21 protein-coding genes, 1 tRNA gene and 5 pseudogenes are annotated in these 26,225 nt (G+C 40.6%); 10 read left to right on the forward strand and 17 right to left on the reverse strand.

Going from position 1 to position 26,225, the window contains the following annotated elements; all coding sequences use genetic code 11:
- The first annotated feature begins 270 nt into the window (after window positions 1-270).
- Both PGX00_RS04220 and glmS read left to right on the forward strand, forming a co-directional pair.
- A pseudogene (locus tag PGX00_RS04220) lies at window positions 271-1,033 on the forward strand (DeoR/GlpR family DNA-binding transcription regulator).
- Between the two features lie 66 nt (window positions 1,034-1,099).
- A complete protein-coding gene (gene glmS, locus PGX00_RS04225; RefSeq protein ID WP_272133149.1) occupies window positions 1,100-2,932 on the forward strand; it encodes a glutamine--fructose-6-phosphate transaminase (isomerizing) in 1,833 nt (610 codons plus the stop codon).
- Window positions 2,933-3,329: 397 nt separating this feature from the next.
- Here glmS and PGX00_RS04230 read toward each other — a convergent pair.
- Window positions 3,330-4,204 (reverse strand): annotated as a pseudogene (locus tag PGX00_RS04230) (YjjW family glycine radical enzyme activase).
- Window positions 4,205-4,230: 26 nt separating this feature from the next.
- Complete coding sequence (locus PGX00_RS04235) at window positions 4,231-5,757, reverse strand: YjjI family glycine radical enzyme (RefSeq protein ID WP_272133151.1); 1,527 nt, start codon at window positions 5,755-5,757, stop codon at window positions 4,231-4,233.
- A gap of 209 nt (window positions 5,758-5,966) precedes the next feature.
- Between PGX00_RS04235 and PGX00_RS04240 the strand changes: the two genes are divergently transcribed.
- Together PGX00_RS04240 and PGX00_RS04245 are read left to right on the forward strand one after the other, a co-directional pair.
- Entirely contained in the window at window positions 5,967-6,905 is a 939-nt protein-coding gene (locus tag PGX00_RS04240; RefSeq protein ID WP_272133153.1) for a LysR family transcriptional regulator, read from the forward strand.
- A 265-nt stretch (window positions 6,906-7,170) separates the two neighbouring features.
- On the forward strand, window positions 7,171-7,782 hold the full coding sequence (locus PGX00_RS04245; RefSeq protein WP_272133155.1) for a response regulator transcription factor: 612 nt from the start codon (window positions 7,171-7,173) through the stop codon (window positions 7,780-7,782).
- A gap of 105 nt (window positions 7,783-7,887) precedes the next feature.
- On the opposite strand, the gene PGX00_RS04250 is transcribed toward PGX00_RS04245, so the two are convergent.
- The 3 genes from PGX00_RS04250 to PGX00_RS04260 form a co-directional block, all read right to left on the reverse strand.
- Window positions 7,888-9,669 (reverse strand): lysophospholipid acyltransferase family protein, encoded by a 1,782-nt coding sequence (locus tag PGX00_RS04250; protein WP_272133157.1) that lies wholly within the window; start codon window positions 9,667-9,669, stop codon window positions 7,888-7,890.
- Window positions 9,670-9,866: 197 nt separating this feature from the next.
- On the reverse strand, window positions 9,867-10,235 hold the full coding sequence (locus PGX00_RS04255; RefSeq protein ID WP_272133159.1) for a PilZ domain-containing protein: 369 nt from the start codon (window positions 10,233-10,235) through the stop codon (window positions 9,867-9,869).
- Between the two features lie 92 nt (window positions 10,236-10,327).
- On the reverse strand, window positions 10,328-12,577 hold the full coding sequence (locus tag PGX00_RS04260; RefSeq protein WP_272133161.1) for a bifunctional diguanylate cyclase/phosphodiesterase: 2,250 nt from the start codon (window positions 12,575-12,577) through the stop codon (window positions 10,328-10,330).
- 927 nt (window positions 12,578-13,504) lie between these two features.
- Here PGX00_RS04260 and PGX00_RS04265 point away from each other — a divergent pair.
- The 3 genes from PGX00_RS04265 (at window position 13,505) to PGX00_RS04275 (ending at window position 14,807) form a co-directional block, all read left to right on the forward strand.
- Window positions 13,505-13,882: a TIGR04076 family protein gene (locus PGX00_RS04265; protein ID WP_272133163.1), complete on the forward strand. Its 378-nt coding sequence runs from the start codon at window positions 13,505-13,507 to the stop codon at window positions 13,880-13,882.
- Window positions 13,883-14,106: 224 nt separating this feature from the next.
- Window positions 14,107-14,286, forward strand: coding sequence for an NAD(P)H-dependent oxidoreductase (locus PGX00_RS04270; RefSeq protein WP_272133165.1), 180 nt, complete (start codon window positions 14,107-14,109; stop codon window positions 14,284-14,286).
- A gap of 17 nt (window positions 14,287-14,303) precedes the next feature.
- Window positions 14,304-14,807, forward strand: coding sequence for a flavodoxin family protein (locus PGX00_RS04275; RefSeq protein WP_323131696.1), 504 nt, complete (start codon window positions 14,304-14,306; stop codon window positions 14,805-14,807).
- A 91-nt stretch (window positions 14,808-14,898) separates the two neighbouring features.
- Here PGX00_RS04275 and PGX00_RS04280 read toward each other — a convergent pair whose 3' ends face one another.
- The 11 genes and pseudogenes from PGX00_RS04280 to rpsU form a co-directional block, all read right to left on the reverse strand.
- Window positions 14,899-15,369 carry a DsbA family protein gene (locus tag PGX00_RS04280; protein WP_272133167.1) on the reverse strand — a complete coding sequence of 157 codons (471 nt, stop codon included), beginning with the start codon at window positions 15,367-15,369 and terminating at the stop codon, window positions 14,899-14,901.
- Between the two features lie 100 nt (window positions 15,370-15,469).
- Complete coding sequence (locus PGX00_RS04285) at window positions 15,470-15,649, reverse strand: hypothetical protein (RefSeq protein WP_272133170.1); 180 nt, start codon at window positions 15,647-15,649, stop codon at window positions 15,470-15,472.
- Window positions 15,650-15,666: 17 nt separating this feature from the next.
- The gene (locus PGX00_RS04290; RefSeq protein ID WP_272133172.1) at window positions 15,667-16,509 is read right to left on the reverse strand and encodes an RNA polymerase sigma factor; all 843 of its coding nucleotides are present in this window, start codon (window positions 16,507-16,509) and stop codon (window positions 15,667-15,669) included.
- An 18-nt stretch (window positions 16,510-16,527) separates the two neighbouring features.
- A complete protein-coding gene (locus tag PGX00_RS04295) occupies window positions 16,528-17,136 on the reverse strand; it encodes a hypothetical protein (protein WP_272133174.1) in 609 nt (202 codons plus the stop codon).
- Window positions 17,137-17,464: 328 nt separating this feature from the next.
- Window positions 17,465-18,295, reverse strand: coding sequence for a restriction endonuclease (locus PGX00_RS04300; RefSeq protein WP_272133176.1), 831 nt, complete (start codon window positions 18,293-18,295; stop codon window positions 17,465-17,467).
- Between the two features lie 196 nt (window positions 18,296-18,491).
- Window positions 18,492-18,567, reverse strand: a tRNA-Ile gene (locus tag PGX00_RS04305).
- 157 nt (window positions 18,568-18,724) lie between these two features.
- Window positions 18,725-20,575, reverse strand: coding sequence for an RNA polymerase sigma factor RpoD (gene rpoD, locus PGX00_RS04310; RefSeq protein ID WP_272137918.1), 1,851 nt, complete (start codon window positions 20,573-20,575; stop codon window positions 18,725-18,727).
- Between the two features lie 86 nt (window positions 20,576-20,661).
- Window positions 20,662-21,066: pseudogene (gene dnaG, locus PGX00_RS22870) on the reverse strand (DNA primase); the annotation flags it as partial.
- Between the two features lie 63 nt (window positions 21,067-21,129).
- Window positions 21,130-22,413 (reverse strand): annotated as a pseudogene (gene dnaG, locus PGX00_RS04315) (DNA primase); the annotation flags it as partial.
- A gap of 99 nt (window positions 22,414-22,512) precedes the next feature.
- A complete protein-coding gene (locus PGX00_RS04320) occupies window positions 22,513-22,956 on the reverse strand; it encodes a GatB/YqeY domain-containing protein (protein WP_272133180.1) in 444 nt (147 codons plus the stop codon).
- Window positions 22,957-22,984: 28 nt separating this feature from the next.
- Window positions 22,985-23,200 carry a 30S ribosomal protein S21 gene (gene rpsU / locus PGX00_RS04325; RefSeq protein ID WP_004396009.1) on the reverse strand — a complete coding sequence of 72 codons (216 nt, stop codon included), beginning with the start codon at window positions 23,198-23,200 and terminating at the stop codon, window positions 22,985-22,987.
- Between the two features lie 196 nt (window positions 23,201-23,396).
- On the opposite strand from rpsU, the pseudogene tsaD reads away from it, so the two are divergent.
- Window positions 23,397-24,418: pseudogene (tsaD, locus tag PGX00_RS04330) on the forward strand (tRNA (adenosine(37)-N6)-threonylcarbamoyltransferase complex transferase subunit TsaD).
- Window positions 24,419-24,455: 37 nt separating this feature from the next.
- Here tsaD and plsY read toward each other — a convergent pair.
- Window positions 24,456-25,046 carry a glycerol-3-phosphate 1-O-acyltransferase PlsY gene (gene plsY, locus PGX00_RS04335; protein WP_272133241.1) on the reverse strand — a complete coding sequence of 197 codons (591 nt, stop codon included), beginning with the start codon at window positions 25,044-25,046 and terminating at the stop codon, window positions 24,456-24,458.
- A gap of 324 nt (window positions 25,047-25,370) precedes the next feature.
- Between plsY and folB the strand changes: the two genes are divergently transcribed.
- Window positions 25,371-25,733 (forward strand): dihydroneopterin aldolase, encoded by a 363-nt coding sequence (gene folB / locus PGX00_RS04340; RefSeq protein WP_272133242.1) that lies wholly within the window; start codon window positions 25,371-25,373, stop codon window positions 25,731-25,733.
- Window positions 25,734-25,735: 2 nt separating this feature from the next.
- Window positions 25,736-26,218, forward strand: a complete 483-nt coding sequence (gene folK / locus PGX00_RS04345; RefSeq protein ID WP_272133244.1) for a 2-amino-4-hydroxy-6-hydroxymethyldihydropteridine diphosphokinase — start codon at window positions 25,736-25,738, stop codon at window positions 26,216-26,218.
- The last annotated feature ends 7 nt before the right edge of the window (window positions 26,219-26,225 follow it).

Below are 26,225 nucleotides of genomic sequence, written 5' to 3' on the forward strand. Positions count from 1 at the left end.
ATTGCGGCAGTCTGCTATAGCTCGACTCACTATTTTTTTGCACTCTCTATACTAAAGAAGAAACGTTGCAAAAAAATAACGGTTTTTTTGTAATTAAATTTCTTTAGGGCGCGAATTCTAACAAAAAATCTGATCAAGATCACTGTCCAGATTTGTTCTAGGACAAAGTTTAAGCTCAAAATGTTTAATTTTTGGTTCGAATTAAATAGACAGTCAAGTTTCAATTGAAATATAATAGCTTTCGGTTCGTAACTTATAAGTTTCAAGGTCATGACGAAAAGAAATACACAGTTAAGGCGTCACACGATAGCTAAGTTAGTTTCAGAGCTTGGGGAAGTAAGTGTAGAAGCCCTTTCACAGAAATTTGACACTTCTGAGGTGACGATTCGAAAAGATCTCGCTTCATTGGAAACAAATGGCCTTCTCTTGAGAAGATACGGGGGCTATCGCGATCCCTAAAGAGGTGGTAAATGATGAAAATGTCGATAAAGTTTCGAATCGAAAGATAAAACTTGCGAAGCTAGCAGCAGCGTTAATTAAGGATCATAATCGTATTGTTATCGATAGTGGTAGTACAACGGGTGCCCTTATTCCTGAACTAAATTACAAACAAGGTTTAGTTGTTATGACCAACTCATTGCATGTAGCGAATGCTTTGAATGCGCTCGAAAACGAACCAACTCTTCTGATGACTGGTGGTACATGGGATGTGCGCTCCGAGTCATTCCAAGGCCAAGTTGCTGAATCCGCCTTGCGCTCTTATGACTTTGATCAGCTATTCATTGGGGCTGATGGTGTCGACTTATCTCGTGGAACAACTACATTTAATGAGTTGATAGGGCTAAGTCAGGTTATGGCCGATGTCTCTAGAGAAGTTGTCGTTATGATCGAATCCGAAAAAATTGGTAGGAAAATTCCAAATCTGGAATTGTCGTGGCAAAGAATCAATGTGTTGGTTACCGATGAAAACCTGAGCGACGACCAGAAACAGATAATAGAATCTAAAGGTGTACGAGTAGTACGTGCATCTTAATTAATACCATTGTGATCGCATAATGTGTTCGCAAAATAGAAATTATATGAAAGTTGGAGAAATTACATGTGTGGAATAGTTGGTGCAGTGGCACAACGCGATGTTGTTGAGATACTAGTAGAAGGTTTACGTAGATTAGAGTATAGAGGCTATGATTCTGCTGGTGTTGCTGTCGTTGATGCAGATAAGAACATGACCCGAGTTCGTCGCTTAGGAAAAGTACAAGAACTTGCCGACGCTGTTGCTCAGCAAGATGTATTAGGCGGAACAGGTATTGCTCATACACGGTGGGCTACGCATGGCGAGCCTTCTGAAATTAATGCTCATCCACATGTTTCTGGTGATATCACGGTTGTTCACAACGGTATCATCGAAAATCACGAACCGTTGCGTGAACTATTACAACAGCGTGGCTATGTATTTGAATCTCAAACAGACACAGAAGTTATTGCTCATCTTGTTGAGTGGGAACGTCGTACTTCCGATACTTTAGTTGAAGCTTTACATAAAACAGCCGCTCAATTAGAAGGTGCTTACGGTACTGTTATCGTTGATCGCAAAGACCCTGAGCGCCTCGTTGTGGCACGATCAGGTAGTCCGATTGTTATTGGCTTAGGTATAGGTGAAAACTTCCTTGCTTCTGATCAGCTTGCGCTTCTAAGTGTCACTCGAAAATTCATGTACCTTGAAGAGGGTGATGTAGCTGAAATCACTCGTCGTGACGTTAGTATTATTGATGCAAATGGTGACGCAGTAGAGCGAGAAGTTATTGAGTCCAACGCTGAACATGATGCTGGTGATAAAGGTCAGTATCGTCACTTCATGCAAAAAGAGATCTTTGAACAGCCGACAGCACTTAAAAGTACGATGGAAGGACGCATTACAAAAGATTCGGTGATCATTGAAAGCATCGGTGTTAATGCACTAGAGATTTTATCTAAAGTTGAACACGTTCAAATTATCGCTTGCGGTACATCATACAACTCGGGTATGGCTGCAAGATATTGGTTCGAAGGCTTAGCTGGCGTTAGCTGTGATGTTGAAATTGCATCTGAGTTCCGTTATCGCAAATTCGTTACTCGTCCAAATAGCTTATTGATTACTCTTTCTCAGTCAGGTGAAACCGCGGACACTTTAGCCGCGCTTCGTTTAGCGAAAGAAAAAGGCTATATGGCAGCGATGACTATTTGTAACGTATCTGGATCTTCTTTAGTACGTGAATCTGATTTTGCATTCATGACACGTGCGGGAACGGAAATTGGTGTTGCATCAACTAAAGCCTTCACCACTCAGTTGGCTGCAATGCTCATGTTAGTAACGGCGATTGGTAAACAGAACAAGCAAATAGATGCAGAGAAAGAAAAAGAAATCGTCCAAGCTATTCATGCATTACCTGTTCAAATTGAAGCTGCACTTGCTTACGATAAAGAAATTGAAGCGTTAGCCGTCGACTTTGCTGATAAACAACACACCTTATTCTTAGGTCGTGGTGAATATTATCCAATCGCGATGGAAGCGGCGCTTAAACTAAAAGAGATCTCTTATATTCACGCAGAAGCATACGCTGCAGGCGAACTTAAGCATGGTCCACTCGCGCTCATAGATGCTGATATGCCTGTTGTTGTTGTTGCACCAAATAACGATCTTCTCGAAAAACTTAAGTCGAACGTTGAAGAAGTACGAGCTCGTGGCGGTTTACTTTATGTATTTGCAGATGAAAAAGCAGGATTTGAAGCGGTAGAAGGAATGAAGATCGTTTCCCTGCCACATGTAAATGAGATCGTTGCTCCTATTTTCTATACGGTTCCAATGCAACTTCTTTCTTATCATATTGCGCTTATTAAAGGCACCGATGTTGACCAACCTCGTAACCTTGCGAAAGCTGTAACCGTTGAGTAATAACTAATAACACTAACGTTAAAACGGCCACAACGTCATTGTTGTGGCCGTTTTTCTATCAATTAGAATGGAATATTATAGACAACTATTGCGCTATCTTATAAGTCTTATCGAAAAGATGTTTTTCATGCTTAAAAATAGGCGATGTTTGAGCAAGTAGTAGCTCTGCGGTAGCGATAGCATCGATCATAGCATTATGTGCTGCGTATTGAGGTGGATTATATCTTTCTCTTGCAGATGATAATCTATGGTCCTGTTTTAGCCGTATGCCTTATTCTAGTTCTCTTCAATTTTCAACCTTTAATGTGTCTAGTCAAGGAACCGGTAGCGAGGGTAAACAAGAGATAATATTGTTTAGTTAGGAGCATTGAAGAAAGGCTATTGAAACGAAGAAAGGCTATTGAAACGCGGGCGGGAGCATTATTTTGTGAGGTAATACTTTTTGCAAAAGGTGTTTGAAATTGACAATTTCTTCTTTGCTGCAGGTTTCCCAAAACAGAGCTTCACCGGTGACTCCGTGATGTTGGAATGCATTGAGCCGAATAGTAACGTCGCTAGGTAATTTATTTAAATAAGCCGTTAATGTATCAATATGCTCAAGATAATCGGTTTGGTTAGGGATAGCGAGTAAGCGTAATTCATGTAATTTGTTAGCTGTCGATAAGATATCTATCGATTTAAATACTGACTCATTACCTCTACCCACAAGTCTCTCGTGAACTAAACCGTCCCACGCTTTTAAGTCGATCATAGCACCATCGAGATGAGGTAAAACTTTTGACCACCCCTGTTCAGATAAAGAGCCATTACTATCCATAAAGCACGTGAGTCTTTCAAGTTTAGGATGTGATTTTATTGCTTTAAAAAGTGCAATAATGAAAGGGATCTGTAGGCTTGCTTCACCCCCTGATACGGTGATGCCATTTAGAAATACATAGTTATCCTCAATAATTAACAATAAATCTTCTACGCTGTATTCACGTACTTTCGGGGATGATTGAAAAGAACAGATGTCGATGCATTTGTCGCAATCTGTGCATTTATCAGCATGCCAGATTACTTTTTTTGTTCATTCAATGTGAGTGCGTCATCCTTACATTCCGGGACACATAAACCACAGTGATTACAGTGAGCAATAGAGTGAGGGTTATGGCATGAGGTGCAATTGAAGTTACATCCTTGAAAAAATATGACTAACCGATTACCAGGGCCATCTACACAAGAAAAAGTGAGAATTTTACTAATCTTAGCAGTGCGAGATGGCGTGGTCATTTTAATGTTTACGCTTATTTTTCATTTTATTTTTGATAAATCGGATTCATTTCAGCACTGAGTACTCGTGGCTTACGATTGAGCAACTCCGTATTGTCAGCCGCTTCTGAACCTAAGAAAGTGGTATTGGTTCGAGAGCCTTGTTTTTTATATTTCGCGATATCCGACATTTTAACCATATAACCGGTAATTCTAACTAGGTCATTGGAAAATACGTTCGCGGTAAACTCTCGCATGCCTAACTCTAGTGCACCTTTGCAGAGGTTATACATAGCCTCTGGGTTTGATTTTACCGTTTCGTCGATTGTGAGGATGTCGCTGATACCTGAAGGGTAAAATTTGTGGTGACCAACGGTGGCTTTAATATGGGTGATGGGGTCCGGTTCATATCCATAGGAAATGCGAGTTGCTGGTGTTACTCCTGTGTCTAGGCTTATCCCTGCTTGAGCATGAAGAAGTGCTCTCCCATGGTAACCATATTTGACTGGTGTAACTTCAACGATATTAGCCAAGGCTTCAGAAATCGTATAACTCAGTTCGTTTGCTACCTGATCATGGCCAAATTCAGCGGTAATGCCCTCTTTTTCTAGCAGAGTTTTTACAGCTTCTGCCATGCCAAATATACCAAACATAGGAGCAAATCGATCTTCTTTGATCAATTGCTCGGTCACTAAAAAGCTCTTAAAGAAGTTGGATTGTTCGTGCAAAAATCCGCTGCGAGCTTCTATAACTTCAAACATCACTTGGCAATATTCGGGCAGTATTACGGATAGAAACTCTTGTTGATCTTTAGAGCGAGCCGCTATTTCGTTTAAGTTCATTCTAACCAGTGTATTTGCTCCACCGGATAACGGTAGTGAGTTATAGCAACTCACGATACCAAAGCGTTTATCTCCGTAAAAACCCGCATGCATAGGGTAATTGGCCACATGAGGCTTACTGCATTCACAAATATTAGAGGTAGCGTGACGGAGTAAGTCGTTTGGCGTGACAGCAGGGTCATGCATAAAGGTTAGATTAGGCGCTATCTGTTTAAGTTCAGCATCAACCTTTAAAATAGTTCGACATATGACGTTATCACTTGGGCCTATATTAGCGTGCATAAAGGCATCTGGTAACGTTCTGTCTAACATTATCCAAAACAGCTTAATTTTCTGATAAATTTGTTGTTCAGATAATGCATTCACATATGGCATTAGTATTTCATCTAAATGCCCTAAATAGACGGGAATGGAAGTAACAGATGGCACATGATGATAAATAATAGTGAGCAAATTAAGCGCTTCATCTAGATTAGAAGCCGGTTCGAGCTCTAGATATTGAGACCCTTGTTTTAGAAAACGACCATAATCGGGCAGGACATATCTCGGTTTAAAGGGCGCATTACCTTCAAACATATCGCATAGAACACCTTCACTGAGCGCTAATTGCGCTTGCGCAGATAAAGGCACATAAGCAAGGCTACCTTCCGCTTCTAATGCGAGTAAATTTGTTTTTTGTTTAGGAGAAAGGTTGGCATCGGTAATGATGCTTTGAATGCGCTCTTGATTCATAAATTAAGTCCGGAGAGTTAAGCTATCGTCACTATATCTCAGAAGCAGGTAACTCAACCAGTATAATATGGAATAGTACGACAGATCGCCCTGCTGATTTTAGAAAGTAGCACGAAGTTTGGTTTATTAAAAAGCTTCACATCTCGTCGATGAACAGGCTATATTTTATATCAAAGGCACAGAGTAGAGATAACCTCGAGAGGGCAGGGATGGCGAAGAAAGTAGATTATAATCTTTTACATGTTTATCTTTTAATTCATAAACACAGAAGCTTATCGTTAGTGGCTAAGCAGCTGGGTTGCACGGATAGTGCGGTAAGTAAGATGTTAAGCAAGCTTAGAGAGGGTTTTAATGATCAGCTGTTTGTGCGCCACACCAGTGGCCTTGAACCCACGGCATTAACAGAATGGCTTGCACCTAAAATAGAAATAAAGCTAACGGCCCTCGATGCGGTTATAGACGAAGCCATTGAAAACGCGTTTGAAACAGAGCGGCACGTGGTTATTAGTTTATTACCGGTTGATATTAGTTTGTTCGGCAGTGTGCTTTATTCTCAGTTGAGCCAATTTTTTCCTGATGTTAAGTTTAGTCTTGTCAGTTGGGCTGAAAATACCCCAGATAAAATAGCGTCAAAGGAAGTGGATTTTGCCGTTGGTCCATCACTCGATAATAACTCTAAATTATGCTACCAAACCGTTATGTTTGATACGAGCTATAACCTTGTCGTTCCGGAGAAAGACATATATACAAGTTGGCATGATTATTTGAAGTATCGCTTATTAAGACAGTTGGTGCCTGGATGGAATATAGCAAAAAGGCCAATTACTGAAATGCTTGATAAGCAAAAAATCCCATACTATGTCGATGACCTGACCGATTTTGATGACATCTCATATGCCAATAATATTATGTTGGCGAACAAGGGTGACCTGCCGTATGGAATTGGATTATTTTCTCATCAGATTGATAAATTTAAACAGAATATCAATAGTAATGTTTATATTGTCAATCCGAGCACCTTTGGCGAGTTTAAGATACAAAGTAAAATCGAGTTTTGTCTCTATGAATATGTAGGAAATCGAGGCAATTATTTTTATGATCAAGTGAAATCGATATTACAAAACACACTTAACCCCAAAAATAAATAGTACACAAGGTTTGATTTTTAACTCCTATTATTTTGCTTACATTTCGGCTTCCATTCAAATTATATTTCTATATTTCTCAAATCAAGCTTTGTCCATACCGGTCTAAAGCTTTTTTCTTACCGTGTGTTTCTGCTTTTTCCATTTACATTCCATTTTGGAAAGAATGACCTTCCACACATTCCTAAAAAGATATCGTACATTATTCACACAGGAAATGAGTGAGCATGGATTTCTCAAAAATAATCAATAATAGAGAGATGATGATATGAATACGAAGAACATTTTAATTATGGATACCCGCCCATTAGTTTGTGAAGCACTAACGAGTTTAGTTGAAAAAACTTTCCGCCATACAAATGTATTTATTTCGGATAATGCTCAAAATGGAATGAAGCTCGTTAGAGAAAATGACATAGACTTAATTATTCTTGATATCGATTTAAAAACATCGAGCAGTTTTGATTTTGTGCGTCGTGCTAAAGCGGCCGATTTTTTTGGCAAAGTGCTTTTTATCTCAAGCAATGATCATTCGATGGTAAGCCAAACGGCCAAAATGGTCGGTGCGAATGGATTTGTTTCCAAAACAGAAAGCACAGAAATGATCAAAGACGCTATCTTAGCAGTGTCTAGAGGATACTCTGTTTTTAAAGAAGATTTAAACCAATCGAAAGAGGCGGTGACACTCTCAAAAAGAGAGTCAGTTGTTTATAATTATTTAGTGCAAGGTTATTCGAACCAGAAGATATCAGAGTTGTTGTCACTAAGTGCCAAGACGGTTAGTACTTATAAAACTCGTATCCTAACTAAATATAATGCTGATTCGGTGATTCAGATAATGAATATTCAAAACCTGACCCCAAATTCATTCATGCACTAATCGAACAGAGTATCGGGATATGAATTTTACAAATCATCCTATCCCCACTTTTGTGGGGATGACGGAATAGTAAAACTTAAGGACTCGATAACAAATAAGCTCAAATCACTCTATTTTAATGTCATGAGAAGTGAGATAACTCTCACTTTCAGTAAAGCCCATATAGCGGCCTAAGGTTTTTTTCGGGACTTTGCGTAGGTCGACGACAATAAGGCCATCAAGTGCATCGTTAAACGCAGGATCAACATTAAAACACACTAGTTTGCCATTTAATCCTAGATATTGTCTTAGCAGTACGGGTACACCTTTGCCTGCATCCATACGAGCTATGACCCTAGAAAGTAACTGTAAATCTCCTAAAGCAGTAAGCAAGCTTGTATTCCAAGAGGTGCTTTTACTTTTTAATGGATTAGAGGCTTTTACGCATTTCGCGCTTTCGATATCGTAATGATGTAACGTCATGGTTTCTGCTAGCAATTGTCGAGCTTCATGGCTGTAATCATTACTGATACTTACGGGGCCAAATAAATGTGTATATTGAGGGTTACGATAAACGTAGGTTGCAATGCCTTTCCATAGCAAGAGAAGCGCACTCATGCTTCTTTGATATTCCTGAGCGATAACAGAGCGGCCCATTTCGATTGCCTTACCATTATTCATTCTATCCAAGAATCGTTGGTCATAATGAAACAACGTCGTAGAGTAAAGAGCATTGACTCCTTTATGTTGAGTGAGTTCATCAACCAAGCCTAAACGATAGGCACCAACTAGCCTGCGATGCTCTCTATCCCACACAAAAAGTTGCAGGTACTTTTCATCAAACTTATCCAGATCAAGTGCTAAGCCAGTGCCTTCACCGACTTGGCGAAAGTTTAATTCACGAAGCCTGCCAATTTCATGCATCAAACTAGGAATATTTGTCGCCTTTGTACAATAAACGTCAAATTCTTTGTTAGTGAGAAGGTGTGCCTCTTTTGGCAGGTTATCTAAGTCCAGTTGAATGGCTTCATAAGGCAATGAGGTCGCGATGGGTTCATTGCCATTAAAGCCAATACTTGTTTCGTTTTGTTTTTGTATTGTTCTATTTAGCAAATAAGTATTGAGTCTAAGATAATTAACCAGTTTTTTATCATCCAGATTATTGACTTCTTTGTACTTGATTACATCACCGATAGCGATGGATATGACCTCTTCTTTTTTGTTCAGTAGCTCTCGGCCTAGCATCAAGGTTCTTAATAAAGGGTGTATTTTCCCTGCCATATAAAAACGGTTAGAATTTTGACCTTTAATAAATATGGGCACTGTAACCGCGCGGTTTTTTCGAATAAGAGAGCTAACAGAGCGGCTCCACTCTTTGTCTTCAAGTTTGCCTTTTTTGCTGTCCACGAGTTGAGACACTTCACCGGCAGGAAACATAAGCAGCAACCCGCCATTGGCGAGATGCTTATTGGCTGTACGAAGTGCTCGCATATTGGAACGTTTCGCGTCCTGTGTTTCAAATACGTCGACACCGATAAATAGCTCATCGAGTTCGGAAACAGTTTTAAGGTATTGGTTTGCCAGAATCTGAATGTCACTGCGTATTGTCAGTAACAACTCGGCTAATATAACCCCTTCAACACAGCCGAGTGGATGGTTTGCAACAACCACCGTTGCACCGGTTGACGGTACATTATTAAGTGAGCCACGTATTACTTTATAGTCGATGCCGAGAACATCGAGTGTAAAACGTAAGAACTCTTGAGTATTACAGCCGGCAGGACGTTGAGCGTAAAATCTATCTAATGTACTTAAACCTGTGGCCCATTCAGCAAAAGACTCGCCAAGACCAAAAGGGGTTTTTCTCGGAAGACGAAACGGGCTTGTTGATGATTGTACAGATTGCATAATTACCTCAGAATACTTGTTAACTTGCTGAGATTTTATGAACGCTAAGTTTCAGTTATGCGACTTGAAGATTAGAAATAGATGAACAGTTAATGACACTAGCTTTCTGTCATTGTTATCTATCGATAAGATCAGTTCGCGGTCTCAGTAAGTAATCTAAATAGTTTAATTACTACAACAGACCGTCGAAACGCTGATTATCTTACAAAAGAGAAATCTTTTGTTTTAGAAAATAGTCCTGGGTACTTTTTACGGAGATAAATTTGTTCTGCTGTCATACGTTTGAGGTCGGGGCCTTTGGTAAGTTTAGCAACCAATTCGTTGTCATCTAGTCTTAAAACGCGTCCTTCAATAGGAATCTCGACACCATCATGGAAACGTATCGTTCCTTTAATCGTGACACCACGGGAAACCGGGTGTGAATTTGTAAATAGAATACGAGTGCCTTGTTCAGATATCTCACAAATTCGAAAGTCGCGATCAAGAATTTTGGCTCTTGGTCGTTCGCTTTTTGGGTACCTAAGACGAAAGTACTCTCTTCTTTGTGCTTCTGATTGTTGATCCATAATTCTTTATTGTCGGACTTATCTAACAAGATGCTATCATATTTGATTGGATTAAATCTAAATGAAATCCCTACAACTGTGAGATTTGGGGGCTATAAAAGCTCATAAATAGTTTCTGGTTTTTCCGGTTTATTAAAAAAATCACCCTGAGCTAAATTACAGCCTAGTGTTCTAAGTAAGTTTAATTGCTCAACATGTTCAACCCCTTCAGCAACAACGCTGTATCCAAGAGAATGCGCCATTCCTATCATTGACTCTATCAATAGTTCGGTTTTATGGTCTGCAAAATCATCTAAAAAATATTTGTCTATTTTTAAGCAGTCGACATTGAGGTGTTTTAGGGATGCAAATGATGAATATCCAGTGCCAAAATCATCTATTGCCATTAATACACCGAGTTTTCTCAACGCGGCAAATACAGATAGGTACTTGTCTTTTGTTTGGACAACCGTCTCTGTTACTTCTAATTCTAGATAAGAAGGAGGGATCTGTGTTTCCTCCAGTACCTTGCGGACCATCGGTACAAACTCTGCATCAAGAAAATGCGAAGGGGATACATTTACAGCAACGCGAATATTGTTAACCCCAGACTTTCTCCAGTTGGCAATTTGGGTACAAGCAGTTCTCAACACGAATTTAGTTAATGGTTTAATCATACCAATTCGTTCTGCTATCTCGATAAATTCGCAAGGAGGGACCTGCCCTAATGCTGGATGATGCCAACGAGATAAAGCTTCAACAGCTACAATTTTGCCGGTTTGAATATCCACTTGGGTTTGGTATTCAATGTATAGCTGATTGTTTTCGATTGCTTCTCTTAAATATTGTTCTACCTTGAATTTGTACTCAGCCTCGTTGCTGAAGGATTTACGGTAATAAGAAAACTGGTTCTTACCGTTTTCTTTAGCGTCATAGAGGGCAGTATCTGCCGCTTTTAATAAACTCTTTAGGTCTTGACCATCTTCTGGGTAGCGCGCGATGCCAATACTACAAGTTTGGATAACCTTTCTTCCTGAAAGTAATGAAGGCCTTGAAACGACCTCTAGACATTTTTGGGCTAACTTTGTAGTTGTTATGTCGTCATTGTTTTCGAGCAGAATACAAAATTCATCACCGCCTAAACGAGAAATGAGATAAATGTTCTGATTTAAAAGAAGTAGTCGTTCTGCAATTTCTTGAAGATGAATATCACCGACATCGTGGCCAAGGCTGTCATTGATACCTTTGAAATTATCCAAGTCGATGTAATAAAGTGCAAAACGGCTTGCATTGAGTGTCGATCTCTCAATTAATGCTTCAAGATAGAGATATAGGTGAGAGCGACTTGAAAATCCGGTAAGTTCGTCTGTGTACGCGAGTTCTCTCATCCGCTTTTGGTTGTGATCTCGCTCCATGACAATGCTTGTCAGCATGGCTGCTGAACTCAAATCTGCGGACTCTTCTGCGTTGGGTAAAGCGGGGTAATCGTAATACATACCAAATGCCCCAAGTACGTTTTTAGTCGAACTCATAATAGGTTCCGACCAACAGCAGCGCATTCCGTGTGGAAGAGTCTGCTCTTTAAGGTCTTTCCATTTGGGATCTGTTTCGATGTTTTCGACTAATACGCGCTTTCCCGTGAAAGTAGATGCACCACAAGACCCAATTTCGGGGCCAATGATTAAACCATTCACGGCATCACAATAGGCCTTAGGCATGCTTGGTGCGCCTCCGTGGAGAAGAGCATTACCATCTAGTTCCAACATAGAACAGCGCATGCCAGGATGCCTACTTTCATACAATAAAGCGATTTCATCATAGACTTTCAGAGCTGGAACGCCTTTTGCGATCATCTCTAGAATACTGCTGTGTTTTATCTTAAAAAGCTCAGATGCTTTTTGTTTAGATATATCGGTATGGTAACCAATAAGTCGAATTGCCTGCGAGCCTGTGGAGTCAATAATTTTAAAAGCAGTAGAGCGAATATAAATATACTCGCCATTTTTATGCCGCATTCTCATTTCAACTTCAAATGCGTCTGAGTTTCCGATTAAGTATTCAGATGCTTTGTCTAAAACATATTTTTGTTCATCTGGGTGAACGAGAGATTTCCAGGTAGACAAGTTTCCTTCTAGTTCATGTTCCTCATATCCGAGCATCGATTTCCAACGAGGGGAATAGTAAACCGTGTCAGTTTCGATATCCCAATCCCACACACCTTCATTTGCTCCGCGCATAGCTAAAACAAAGCGTAGGTCGCTTTTTCCTAACTCATCAGTTAATTGCTCGTTAATTTTTCTAGCTGAAGATAGTTCAAGGCGCAACTCATTAACTTGTGCAAGTAAATGTTGATGGTCTTTCATAGTGGAATTGACTCATGCGCTAAAGATACTTAATTGTACTAATGAATTGACGGTGTGAATATGACCGCTGCTTCAAATATTCAATTACTTGCAGTGGCGCATTTATCAATACCTACGTGATTAAGAATAAAACATGCAATCGTATTTGTACTTTTGGGTATGATAAATAAAGGTATTTTGACGTAAGAAAAGCAAAAGGCCTGAGAAGCAAAAATGCTCTCAGGCCTTTATATATTTGGTGGCCCCTCGCGACTTGAACTTAGTGTTTAAGTTGCTTTTTATTTTGCATTTAGTTGGTTAAGGTTTTCTTTGGTGTTACCAAATGAAAAAGTTAATCAAAAATAAAGCGCTCATATTCTGAAAATGTGATGTTTATCTATTTCCACTACGCACCAACATATCACACACCAGACTAGCAATCCCCTGAGACACAAGCTCCTCATACAAAGCCTGCATCTCCGCTCCGTGGTGTCAGATTTACTTTATGCAGTATTGTTAGTAGAACATGCAAGAAGAGGTAAGCTCATGAAACGTCTTTGTCCCATTTCAATTTTGCAGAAATTATGTCTGATATATTTCGGCTGCGTCATATCTAACCTTCTTAGCTGAAGGGTAGTTAAAAGGTGATGAAAAGAAACTCCCGAAACTGCTCAAAATAGATATTTCTAACCAACGCTCTCCGATTGCATAGTTATGCGACCTCACTAAAAAGCAGAATTCACTTCTGGATATTTCTAAGCCAGTAATTTTGTTCTTTTCCCAAGCCATGAATTATTACTGATGTGGCAAGGTGTAAAGAAAATATTTGATTTTTCGTGTCACACTTTTTTTTCGAAAAAGTCTAAATAGAGATGGGCCTATAGAGCGAGCCCAGAAGGTTCGGGTATTACACGAGATATTGTTCGATAACAAAAGAGAAAATCAGATATGGATAGACGTAAATTTTTAAAAAATGGACTAGTCGGCGTTGGTGTAGCTATAGCATCCTCGCATGTCATAGCTAAAGAGGGGAATCAGATACAAGCAGACAAACCACACATTGCTTTTCCATCAGTTGGGAATAAAGTTATCGCTAGAATCATTTCCAGTGAGGCCCCTTGTTCAATTGGTATGAAATCAGGAGATGAATTTGAGTTAGGTCTCCGCAAATGTGGTAATTTTTGTGGATTTTTTTATAGCAGTATCCATAAGTCGATAACTGACCTTCAATTCGGAGAGATCGGACAGGGGCCGGATACCCAAGTGTTCGAGTGCCCAAATTCTATGAATAAGGTCAAGTTGGAGCTAAGGCGAATCGCAGTATAGATTAAACAGCGTTTTTATACTTACCCAGCGCTACTATTGTTTTGGGCGAGCATCAAAGCATTTTGATACTCGTCCCCCGAGCTGATATCGAACACAAAGATTAACCTTCAACCATCTCCACAAACTCATTATTAAGTCATTTTTCTTGTCACACTTTTTTTCCGGAAAAGTCTAAATAGGTAAACGCCCATAATCTGGAACAAAAGCAAAATGAGGAATGTGTAATGAAAGTGTTGGGAATATCAGGAAGCCCCAGAAGAGAAGCCATATCAGGCACTTACAAACTGGTAAAAACAGTTGCAGAAAACACCGGACATGAGTATGAGATAATCTCTTTAAGAGGGAAAAAATTTCAGGCTGCCAAGCTTGCCTTCGATGCGCCCAAGACAATATATGCGCAGTAAAAGACGACTTCACCCTCATACGGGATAAACTTTTAGAGGCAGACGCTCTGGTGATAGGCGGGCCAAATTATTTTGATACCCTGAATGTCCTTACACAGACCTTTTTTGAACGTTGCTATCAATTCCGGCATCAGGAAGGTAAAGCCTTATGGGGTAAACTTGCTGTAGCGGTTGGCGTGGGTGGCATAAGGGGAAGTGCACCTGCCGATCAGATTGAAAAAATGTGCATGGTTAACTTAATTGAAACAGTGGCAAAAATTCAGGGTCAGGGAACTGCCTCGTGCTATACCTGCGGGTACGGAGAAACGTGTCAGGTCGGGATACCCGCTTTTCTAAATGGCTCTTGTGTTAAATTTACCGAAGACATCATTCCAAGAGTTGAAAAGCAGAGTGATTTGATGGCGTCAGCAGTAGCTGCCGGAAAACTACTTGGAGAACGTCTCAATGAAGGGCATGACAGAGCAAAAGTGGCCACGGCTGTGCAGCAAGAAATCATGAAGAGATATGCTGAGACTGTATAGATAATTTACCTTTGGCAATAAAAATTACCAACTAAGCTACCTAAATAGCCGAAGTTCAAGCCTCACTCCATCGCGAGTGAGGTTTTGATATTTACCTGACAAAAATTCGTTGGTCGGTCATTGTTAAGCCAAGACTGTTGCGGGTAATCGCTTCGGTAGTGTTGCTTTTGTATATGGATTGAACATCTTTCGAATTCGCATATCGCAGCACGAGTTCAGCATCTAGGCCCATACTTCTGAGAATATCTTTAAGTTCGTTGATATCGTTTAAATCCTTGTCATACAGCCACAGCGCAGACCAAACTTTGATTACAAACTCTCCTACATTGTTCCTGGTTTCTTGAAGTGCGATTACTATTTTGTCCGGTAGACAATGGTCAGCAATGGAATGTAGTCTGCACTCAATGGCTGGTTCAATAGAATTTTCAATCATCTGAGTTATCGATATCGGTTTATAGATTAAACTCTTATCGCTTCTGCTTCTTAGAAAATCATCAGCTAGGCTAGCCAGATTTGCCAATGGAGAGGCGGTTGTAAAATAATAATCTATGTTCTTGTTCATAAATGGCACCAATAGTAATGCTCCTGTCTATGGCACACAGTTCATTACAGGTTTAAATGCTTTGAAAGCGCTTACTCCATTTAAGGAAATTTTTTTCAGGTTAGTTGAGATGGTATTTCTTTAGCACTTCGTCTTTTTTCTCGCTTTCAAGAGAAGCCATGTAACCTTTCCAACCCGGACAAAAATTTATATGCCATCGCCAGAGTTTCCCGGAAAGGGAGTTTGGATTTTTGTCATATTTCGCTCTATGTTTACACGTTTCACAGTTATGCTTTTTCATATTGGTTCTCCCAGTGTTTAGTTAAATATCTTGTATTTGCCAGAACCAATTAACCCGCTCACAATATGGGAAAAGGAATCCGGTGACTGGTATTCCGGGTACTGACGAAGCATCTCAATGGTGCGTTCAATTTCAGAGCACTCTTCTAAATGAGCCAGTAGCTCTTTTCTGCCTTTTCCTGCCACTTCAGTCTTTAAAATAGTGTCCTGTTTCGAAAAGTTTTTTCCTTTTGTTAAGGCCATCGCGGCATGCTGATGGCACTTACAGGCATTCTTTTTGTTAACTAATCCGCAGTGGCTTCCCATGAACTTCTGTAACGCTTTTCTGCCACGAGAAAGACGAGCCCGGAACGCTTCCGGGGTGGTACCTAATATAACTGCGCCTTCTTTGCTCGTAACACCAGCGAATTCACCAAGTATTACCGCAATTCGCACATCCCTTTCCAAACATGTGAGTGACCCTTGCATACAGTTGAGCCTGACTTCTTCCAGTAACACGCCCCTTTCCGGATCAGATGCCTCTAAAGGAGGAGCATCGATAGTGACGGTCGTAATAACCTTGCCAAAAGAGTCGAACGTCAGTTCTGGATGTGAACTCTTTTGTTTACGTTTTGTGAGTAGGTGATTACAGGCAATTTTGTATACCCAAGTGTTGAAGGCACTTTCTTCCCGAAAGTCACTCAGGTGCGTAATAACCTTAATCAATATCTCATGCGTTTGATCTTCGGCATCTTCAGGATGTCCAAGCATCCGTAGTGCTAACCCATAAATGTTGTCTTTGATGCTACGAACAACAACATCAAGTGCTTCTTGATCTCCGCTCTTTGCATTTCTGACATATTGCTCCAGATTTGAGTTCATCTATTAACCCTTTCACTTTTATTTTTTATTTAGACTTTCTAGAAAAAAAGTGTGACACGAAAAAGTGAAAAAGTTCATAGAGTGGCATCCAGATTGTCGTTGATGCCCGCTTTTTCTTTGATATTTGTAATGGTTCACCCTGTGTATATGCAGGTTTCGAAAAGCAAATGCAATCAGCAAAATACCAATAAATTGAGGCTTAGAATCAATGGGTAGGATCATTGCTGTAATGTCGTAGAAATACTGAACAGTATAATCAACCACACCAATCATTATTATCAGTAAATTAGCTACCACAAAGATGGAGTGTGTCTGATTTTTGGGAAGTCTGGAATGACAAAAAGCTATTATGAGCATCAAATAACCAACCCCAATCTCCCCTGACAGAGCAAGCCATCTGGTTAAGTCTGGTACAGGATTCGAGCTGGAAGCAATTTGCTCGAAGAGCACTATGGAAAATGGGTCAAACAGTTTTACGGTGCCTGCTAATAGAACAAACCCACCAAGCAGGCCGGTCAATATTATTTCTGCTTTGTTACGTTTCTTTCCCCGAAGCATCAGATAACCGAATAGTGCGTAGAGTAAGGTCAATGCAACTATCACATAGTCTGTAAAGTGCAGGTTCATGGCGTTTCCTCAAAGATTTCTGACTATTACTCTTTAGACGATCTAGAAATAAAACTGTGACAGAGGAAGACTATAAAAAGTGGATAACAAGCTTGGAACTAGCAAGAAAGCTCCAAATTTTGCTTAGGTTTAAAAACGAATAGGTAGTATCGAAATTAGCTTGCGTATGCACTATATTGGAAGTATTTCCCATGAGGTTGTGGAAGCTTTTGTCCAGAACCTTTCATTCTCGGCATCCAGAAAATGGTGCCATTTTGCGATTTGGGGAGTGGAAAAATCTTTGAAGGGTAGATTTCGTCCAAAGCGCTCAACTCATTCTGTCCAAATACTACTTAGAACGAGTGTAACGACATTTAGGAAACCCGATGCAGCCATAAAACTGCTTACCTGCGTTAGAGCCTTTTCGTGCCGTTCTAAGTGTTAATTCTGAACCACATTTAGGACAGGTGGATAGAGAGGTAGTTTCAATGGGCTTCCTATTTCCGAGCGGTGTGCCATATTCCTGAGTAGATATATCAATGTTAACTGTGTCGTTAGATTGCTGAGTTTGCGCAAGCATAGAAACGAGCTGTACGCCGTTAATCAGGTCGAACTCTTTATGCTGTGCAAATTGCTGTGCATCTATAGTAAACTCACCAGAGGTTATGACAATCATCTTGTCAGCTTTGCTATCAAGCAATACACCATAAAGTTCACGTAAGACCTTCACTCCAACTTTTTGTTTCTTCCAGTGTTTACACTGAACAAGGCTTACCTTCCTATCTTTGGTCAATTTAATGTCTACACCGCCATCAGAGCTATGTGACAGCTTTTGTTTGACTGTGTAACCCTGTTGTCGGTAAAACTCGCCTAAAAGGGCTTCAAACTCCATCCAATCAAGTTTGGCGATGTCACTTACACTAGATGTATTTTCTAGTCGTTTTTTAGAGATATAGCTTCGTAAAAAGGCAAAGGGGGCAGGGAAGAGAAAAACTAATGCAACCATAGGTGATAAGTCTCTTGCAGCGTTGAGAAAGGCTTGAGAAACCATTGCGTCGCTGACAAGTAACCTAGGGAATATATAATTTAGAAATAGGTAACTAAAGCCGGATATAAGCACACTAACCCACCAAGGCGCTTCGAATAGCATTCTTAGTAGGCTTTCATTTTTTTTAGCCATCTGACCTTTTCGATTTATTGTTGTATAACGTGATTAAAACATTGGATTTTTAGTATGTATATCGTTGTTGTCACAATCAGTAATTTACTGTGTAACTAAGAAATGATGAGGTGTGTTTGGATGCTACATATTTGCTACACAGAGAGCAGAAACGAAAAAGGCCTGAGAAGCAAAAACGCTCTCAGGCCTTTAAATTTGGTGGCCCCTCGCAGACTTGAACTGCGGACCGATCGATTATGAGTCGAGCGCTCTAACCACTGAGCTAAGGGGCCAAATTAGGTTGACGATTATAGGGGATGTTACCAAAGCTGTCTAGATGCTTTATAGGGCATTTGCGCTTAGTTTTTATCCACTTAAACCGAAAATGATAAAAAAGGTGAGCAAGTGCTCACCTTTTAATCAGTTTATACCACTTCTTAGTAGGAGTGGTTACTCGTCTAGGAAGCTGCGCAGAGTTTCTGAGCGGCTAGGGTGACGAAGTTTACGTAATGCTTTTGCTTCTATCTGACGAATACGTTCACGAGTAACGTCGAACTGCTTACCAACTTCTTCTAAAGTGTGGTCAGTGTTCATATCGATACCAAAGCGCATACGAAGTACTTTCGCTTCACGAGGGGTTAAACCAGCCAGAACATCTTTTGTTGCTACCTTCAGGCTACCAGAAGTAGCTGAGTCTAGCGGAAGTTCAAGAGTGGTATCCTCGATGAAGTCACCTAAGTGCGAATCTTCGTCGTCACCAATTGGTGTCTCCATTGAGATTGGCTCTTTAGCAATTTTCAGTACTTTACGGATTTTGTCTTCTGGCATTTGCATGCGTTCTGCTAGTTCTTCCGGAAGTGGCTCGCGGCCCATCTCTTGTAACATTTGACGAGAGATGCGGTTCAGTTTGTTGATCGTTTCGATCATGTGAACCGGAATACGGATAGTACGCGCTTGGTCAGCAATAGAACGTGTAATTGCCTGACGAATCCACCACGTAGCGTAAGTAGAGAACTTATAACCACGGCGATATTCGAACTTATCTACCGCTTTCATCAGGCCGATGTTACCTTCTTGGATTAGATCCAAGAATTGTAGGCCACGGTTGGTGTATTTCTTCGCGATAGAAATAACCAAACGCAAGTTCGCTTCAACCATCTCTTTCTTCGCACGGCGAGCTTTAGCTTCTCCGATTGACATGCGACGGCTGATATCTTTAATGTTTTGTACTGGTAGTGAAGTCTCTTTTTCAATCGTAGCAAGTTTATGGATGCTACGACGAATATCTTCTTCGTTTCGTTTTATCTTTTCCGAGTAAGGCTTATCTGAAGCTAGAATTTGATCTAGCCAAGCTTCCGATGATTCGTTACCGGTAAAAGCTTGAACAAACGCTTTCTTTGGCATCTTTCCATATTCAACACACTGGCGAATAATTAAACGCTCTTGCGTGCGAACACGTTCCATTGAAGTACGAAGTTCATTTACTAGATAATCGAACTGTTTAGGAATGAGACGGAACTCTCTAAATACTTGAAGTAGTGCATCTTTTGCTTCAGCAGTTGCGTTGCTGTTGCGGCCATGCTCATTGATGGCAAGTTGCATATCTTGATAAGTATTACGAAGCTCAGTGAACCTTTCTAAAGCAAGCTCAGGATCAATTCCTGTATCTTCTTCTTCCTCGTCCTCATCATCTTTATCTTCGTCGTCTTCATCTTCTAAATCAGATTCAGCCAGTTCGGAACCGATGTGAGTCGCGGTAGGCGCAGCAGAACCATCGTCATCAGGATCTACAAAGCCAGAGATAAGGTCTGTTAGGCGTAGCTCTTCAGCTTGAACTCTATCAAATTGCTCAAGGATATAAGAGATAGTGCCCGGGTATTCAGCTACAGAGCATTGAACTTGGTTAATACCATCTTCAATACGCTTAGCGATGTCAATTTCGCCTTCACGAGTTAACAGCTCTACCGTACCCATTTCACGCATATACATGCGAACGGGGTCGGTAGTGCGGCCAATTTCGCTTTCTACACTTGAAAGTGCAGCAGCGGCCGCTTCAGCAGCGTCTTCATCAGTGATGTTATTATCTTCATTGATGGACATTTCATCTGCGTCGGGGGCAGTTTCAACGACTTTTATACCCATGTCGTTGATCATTTGAATGATATCTTCTACCTGTTCAGAATCTACGATTTCTGCAGGTAGGTGGTCATTTACTTCGGCGTACGTCAGATAGCCTTGTTCCTTACCTTTAATGACAAGTAACTTTAGCTGTGACTGCGGATTTTGATCCATAGACGATATCCAACTTGAGGTCTGTGTGATGGTGAAAGTATGCGAAATGCAAACCGCCAATTATAGCAAATCTAATCTGTACTGGCTACTATGGGTTACGCTCCTAAGATCAAGTCTTGAAGCTCCCTCTTTTCTTCGGCTGATAAGCCGACACTTCTTGCTTTAGCCTGTAAAGTTTCGATCTGTTTATCGATGCACTGGACAAAAATTTTATCCAGTGAATCCATGAATACATCATGTTCATTATCTTCGTCTTTGCCGAGTGGGATATCCCAACTAGCTAGACGCGATAACATCATTTCATTTTTATGGTTACGCCAATTCTCTAAAAGTTGGCCTGTGGTTATATGGGGATTTGTCTTGCATTTATCAAGCACTTCTATCAATAAACTTAATCCAGGAACGGCTATTTCTCGAACACTTGTTAAATCTGGCACATATTCAATATAGCTTGGATTCTGAACTAAGAGTGCAATAACTACGCGCATAGGGGTTTTTGCTATCTTTTGTGGTGCTTTTGTCTCAGTTTTAGCTGGTTTTTTTATATTGGCCTGGTGTTCTAAAAATATCCCCGTTTTTTGACCTAATATCTTTAATAGTTGTGCTTGTAAGTGCTCGTCTGGAATTTTTTCAATAAGCGGAACGGCTAGGGCAGAAAGTGCTGCTTTACCTTCATCACTCCCGACCTGAACTTGATCCGTTAGGTTACTAAACAAATATTCTGATAATGGAGTCGCATTTTTCACTTCTTGTTCAAATGCTTCTTGCCCATGGGCCCGTATATAGCTATCGGGATCATCTCCGTCAGGCAAAAATAGGAATTTTAATATGTTACCGCTTTTTAAGTAGCCCAACGCATTTTCTAGAGCTCGCCATGCGGCTTCTTTACCTGCACGGTCACCGTCATAACAACAAACCACGGTATTCGTTTGTCTAAATAATAACTGGAGGTGGTCGCCAGTGGTTGATGTACCGAGTGATGCAACCGAATAGTCAACACCATACTGTGCCAAGGCCACTACATCCATATAGCCTTCTACAACGAGTACCTGAGGTGGCTCACGGTAGGCTTGCAGTACTTCGTAAAGGCCATAAAGCTCTTTGCCTTTGTGGAAAATAGGTGTTTCTGGTGAGTTTAGGTATTTTGGTGTTCCGTCGCCAATAACTCGTCCACCAAAACCAATGACACGCCCACGTCTATCATGGATAGGAAACATCACTCGCCCACGAAAGCGATCGTAACGGTTACCTTTATCGTTTTCGATAAGCATACCGCCAGTGACTAACATGTCTTGGGTGGTTTTTTGCTGGCCAAAATTCTTACGAACCGCATCCCATTCATCGGCTACGAAACCGATGCCAAACTTTTGTACTATCTCTCCAGAAAGCCCACGGTCTTTAAGGTAATCAATTGCGTGTTTATTTGCTGAAACTTTGAGTTGTGAGCGATAGAACTGAGCAATGCTTCCCATTAAATCGTATAAGTCGCGTTTTTCTTGCGGATTTGCACGAGGAGCATTGCTAAATTGTCCGCTGCCACTTCTCTGTTCTCTAGGAACTTCTAACCCCAAACCAGAAGCTATTTCATCGATGGCTTCAACAAAGTCTAATCGGTCAAACTCCATAACAAAGTCAATAGAGTTGCCGTGCACGCCACAGCCAAAACAGTGATAGAACTGTTTTTCTTGGCTAACGGAAAAAGAGGGTGTTTTTTCATTATGGAAAGGGCAGCAAGCACCGTAGTTTTTGCCTTTTTTCTTAAGTTTTACGCGGGAATCGACAATATCAACGATATCTACTCTTGCGAGTAGGTCATCTATAAAGTGTCGTGGGATATGTCCTGCCATAAAACCTTACTATTGATAAATTTAGAACAATGATGTGCAGATACAAACAAGCCGTGCATTCCAAAAAGAATAGCACGGCTTGTTAAATTGATTTGGGATTTAAGCCAATTTAGAACGAACTAAACCACTTATTTTACCCATGTCTGCTCGCCCTTGAATCTGTGGCTTGAGTACACCCATTACCTTACCCATGTCTTGCATGCCCGCAGCTCCAGAATCTGTGATAGCACTTTCAATAAGCGCGATGACTTCTTCTTCTGATAGCGGTTGAGGCATAAAGTCCTCAAGTACAGTAATTTCTGCTTTCTCAGCATCAGCTAAGTCTTGGCGACCTGCTGTTTCAAATTGCGATACAGAATCACGACGTTGTTTAACCATCTTAACCATTATTGCTACGATATCGTCGTCGGTCAGAGTGATCCGCTCGTCAACTTCACGTTGCTTGATTGCTGATAAGGCTAAACGAATAGTGCCAAGGCGTAATTTATCCTTGGCTTTCATCGCAATTTTCTGCTCTTCTTTGAGTTGGTCAATAAGAGCCATAACTAAATTCCTTTTTGGGACTCAGTTATTAGTACAGACGTACGCGACGAGCGTTTTCGCGAGCTAGCTTCTTAGCGTGACGCTTTTGAGCTGCTGCTTTAGCGCGTTTGCGAACTGTAGTAGGTTTTTCATAATGCTCACGACGACGCACTTCTGAAAGGATACCTGCTTTTTCGCAAGAGCGTTTGAAACGACGTAATGCAACGTCGAACGGTTCGTTTTCACGTACTTTAACTATTGGCATATGCCTTTCACCTCAGGGGTTATTCGTTAATGCTGATTCCTTGGACTCAAATCTTCATCGATCGGTCTTTAATCAGCTAGATCAAAAATGGTGCGGAATTTTAATCCGATCACTGCCCCTTTGTAAAGTATTATCGTGGTCAAATTTTCTCAGATTAGGTAATATTGCGTCAATTTCCGATTTCTATGAGAAAACGATGCGTATTTTAGGTATTGAAACTTCCTGTGATGAAACAGGGGTCGCTATTTATGATGATGAGAAAGGGCTACTTTCTCATCAGTTGTATAGCCAAGTAAAACTGCATGCCGATTACGGTGGAGTGGTTCCTGAGTTGGCCTCAAGAGACCATGTTAAGAAAACAATTCCTCTCATTAAAGAGGCGTTAAAAGAAGCCAACTTGACGGAAAAAGATATTGATGGTGTTGCGTATACTGCAGGGCCTGGTTTGGTAGGGGCTATTTTGGTTGGTGCCACAATAGGTCGAAGTATTGCTTATGCTTGGGGGTGCCCGCTATCCCTGTGCACCATATGGAAGGCCACCTGTTAGCACCTATGTTAGAAGATACACCACCGCCATTTCCGTTTATCGCACTGCTTGTTTCTGGCGGTCACACCATGCTTGTAGAAGTGAAAAGTATTGGAGAATATCAAATACTTGGTGAGTCGATTGATGATGCCGCTGGTGAGGCTTTTGATAAGACGGCAAAATTAATGGGATTAGATTATCCTGGTGGTCCGTTGTTATCTCGCTTGGCTGAAAAGGGGACTCAAGGGCGTTTCCGGTTTCCTCGACCTATGACAGATCGTCCAGGTTTGGATATGAGCTTCTCAGGTTTAAAAACGTTTGCTGCTAATACTATCGCTGCGAACGAAAACGATGATCAAACCAGAGCTGATATTGCTTACGCGTTTCAAGAAGCGGTCTGTGCCACATTAGTGATTAAGTGCAAACGAGCATTAGAACAAACGGGCATGAAGCGTATTGTCATTGCTGGTGGCGTTAGTGCTAACAAACAGCTAAGAACAGAATTAGAAACTTTAGCCAAAAAAATAGGCGGAGAAGTTTACTATCCTAGAACTGAGTTTTGTACTGATAATGGCGCGATGATAGCTTACGCGGGTATGCAGAGACTCAAAAATAATGAGTCATCAGATTTGTCTATTAAGGCACAACCTCGCTGGCCAATTGATCAATTATCTCCAATCGAACCGCGTTAAGGATCTATTTATTTAGGTAAGAAGTGTTCGAAACGGTTTAAGAAGCAGAGCCGATTTTTGGCTCTGTTCCGTCCATAAGGCGACGGATATTATCATAATGTCTTAGCAAAATTAGACAGCAAAGCATGGCAACTGGCAGTGTATAAAGCGGCTTAAATACCCAAGCGTAAAATGGTGCTAACAGAGCAGTAATAATCGCAGCAAGAGATGAATATCTGGTTATAAACGCAGCAATTAACCATGTTAACCCGAGTAACCCTGTTAATCCCCAACCTATCGGAGCTATTGCACCAATTGCAGTGGCAACCCCTTTTCCTCCTTTAAAATGAAAAAAGATAGGATAGATATGGCCTAAGCAAGCTGAAATGCCAATTAAACCGAGGTACAAGGGTTCAATTGTTAGGTAATAACTCAACCAAACAGGAATCGTACCCTTTAACATATCGAGCAATAATACCGTTAGGGCTGCAGACTTGCCTCCAATACGTAATACGTTTGTCGCACCAGGGTTTTTAGAACCATGTTCTCGCGGATCCGGTAGCTTAAGGATCCGACAGATCAACACCGCACTCGATATAGAACCGAGTAGATAGGCAAAGATGATCATACCAAGAGCTAATGGTGTCATAAGTATCCCTAGTGGTTAAGCGCAAGAATTAGTAGCCTTATTCTCTCGAACGAGCCTTCATTATAGCTCGTTTGAAAATAATACTTTGTTTTCTTTTCCTTTGGTATCCGACCTGTTGGGGAAATGAGTGATGTTGTTCATATCTGAGAAAAAAGTGTGAAAAATAAGTTATTCAAAATTTGAGAAAAAATTGAAATTCAGTTTTCCACTCTTCGCTATGCACATTGAGTCATGTAAACTATTTACAAAATCGTAGTATTACGACCTGTATTATTGAACGGTGAGTCGCGTTTGTCTTCTATCTCACAACTGAAAGGACTAAAAATGTCATTTGATAAAGTGTTTATTGAAAAGCTAGAGGTTATTACCACCATAGGTGTATATGACTGGGAACAAGAGATCAAACAGAAGCTGGTCCTAGATATAGAAATGGCGCACGACAATAAACCCGCAGGAAAAAGTGATGACGTTGAAGACGCATTAGATTACTCCAAAGTAAGCACAGCGGTTATTGAGCATATAGCGAATGGTCGGTTTTTATTGGTAGAACGAGTTGCAGAAGAAGTAGCAGAATTAATTATGATGAAGTTTAACGTGCCATGGATAAGCATACGTTTAACTAAACCAGGCGCTGTTCCACAGGCCGCTGGTGTCGGTGTGATTATTGAAAGAGGCATTAAGAAATAAATATGACGAAGGTTTATATTGGCGTTGGCACCAATGTAGATAGGGAAAAGCATACCCATGCTGCGTTGAATGAACTCTTTTTATTGGATAATCAAATCAGGGTCTCACCTATATATGAATGTGCACCTGTCGGTTTTGACAGTGAGGCGTTTTATAATTTTGTTGTAGAACTAACGACCACTCAAAAATTGACGGATTTTTCACATGAGCTTCGTAAAATAGAGGTAAAGTGGGGCCGTAGTGAAGAGGCTAAAAAGTTTCAGGATAGAAGCTTAGATCTCGATATCTTACTTTTTGGTGATGAAATATCACCACATTCTCCGACTGTACCTAGAGAAGATATATTTAAATACCCTTTTGTTATTCAACCTTTATTCGACCTAGTGCCTGATTTGGTTATCCCCAATGATGGAAGAAGAGTGAAAGAGATTTGGCAGAAGATGGATAACTTAGAATCCCTTATTGAAGTGGATTTTGTATATTAATGGAATT

Source organism: Vibrio algarum (assembly GCF_028204155.1).
GTDB lineage: Bacteria > Pseudomonadota > Gammaproteobacteria > Enterobacterales > Vibrionaceae > Vibrio > Vibrio algarum.

Coding starts and splice junctions, on each gene's coding strand:
- PGX00_RS04285 (WP_272133170.1), bottom strand. CDS start 15,649: ATGAAAAAGCATAACTGTGAAACGTGTAAACATAGAGCGAAATATGAC.
- PGX00_RS04240 (WP_272133153.1), top strand. CDS start 5,967: ATGGCGAAGAAAGTAGATTATAATCTTTTACATGTTTATCTTTTAATT.
- glmS (WP_272133149.1), top strand. CDS start 1,100: ATGTGTGGAATAGTTGGTGCAGTGGCACAACGCGATGTTGTTGAGATA.
- PGX00_RS04280 (WP_272133167.1), bottom strand. CDS start 15,369: ATGAACAAGAACATAGATTATTATTTTACAACCGCCTCTCCATTGGCA.
- PGX00_RS04295 (WP_272133174.1), bottom strand. CDS start 17,136: ATGAACCTGCACTTTACAGACTATGTGATAGTTGCATTGACCTTACTC.
- rpsU (WP_004396009.1), bottom strand. CDS start 23,200: ATGCCAATAGTTAAAGTACGTGAAAACGAACCGTTCGACGTTGCATTA.
- PGX00_RS04250 (WP_272133157.1), bottom strand. CDS start 9,669: ATGCAATCTGTACAATCATCAACAAGCCCGTTTCGTCTTCCGAGAAAA.
- PGX00_RS04235 (WP_272133151.1), bottom strand. CDS start 5,757: ATGAATCAAGAGCGCATTCAAAGCATCATTACCGATGCCAACCTTTCT.
- PGX00_RS04245 (WP_272133155.1), top strand. CDS start 7,171: ATGAATACGAAGAACATTTTAATTATGGATACCCGCCCATTAGTTTGT.
- PGX00_RS04320 (WP_272133180.1), bottom strand. CDS start 22,956: ATGGCTCTTATTGACCAACTCAAAGAAGAGCAGAAAATTGCGATGAAA.
- PGX00_RS04260 (WP_272133161.1), bottom strand. CDS start 12,577: ATGAAAGACCATCAACATTTACTTGCACAAGTTAATGAGTTGCGCCTT.
- folK (WP_272133244.1), top strand. CDS start 25,736: ATGACGAAGGTTTATATTGGCGTTGGCACCAATGTAGATAGGGAAAAG.
- PGX00_RS04300 (WP_272133176.1), bottom strand. CDS start 18,295: ATGGCTAAAAAAAATGAAAGCCTACTAAGAATGCTATTCGAAGCGCCT.
- plsY (WP_272133241.1), bottom strand. CDS start 25,046: ATGACACCATTAGCTCTTGGTATGATCATCTTTGCCTATCTACTCGGT.
- PGX00_RS04290 (WP_272133172.1), bottom strand. CDS start 16,509: ATGAACTCAAATCTGGAGCAATATGTCAGAAATGCAAAGAGCGGAGAT.
- folB (WP_272133242.1), top strand. CDS start 25,371: ATGTCATTTGATAAAGTGTTTATTGAAAAGCTAGAGGTTATTACCACC.
- PGX00_RS04270 (WP_272133165.1), top strand. CDS start 14,107: ATGAAAGTGTTGGGAATATCAGGAAGCCCCAGAAGAGAAGCCATATCA.
- PGX00_RS04265 (WP_272133163.1), top strand. CDS start 13,505: ATGGATAGACGTAAATTTTTAAAAAATGGACTAGTCGGCGTTGGTGTA.
- PGX00_RS04255 (WP_272133159.1), bottom strand. CDS start 10,235: ATGGATCAACAATCAGAAGCACAAAGAAGAGAGTACTTTCGTCTTAGG.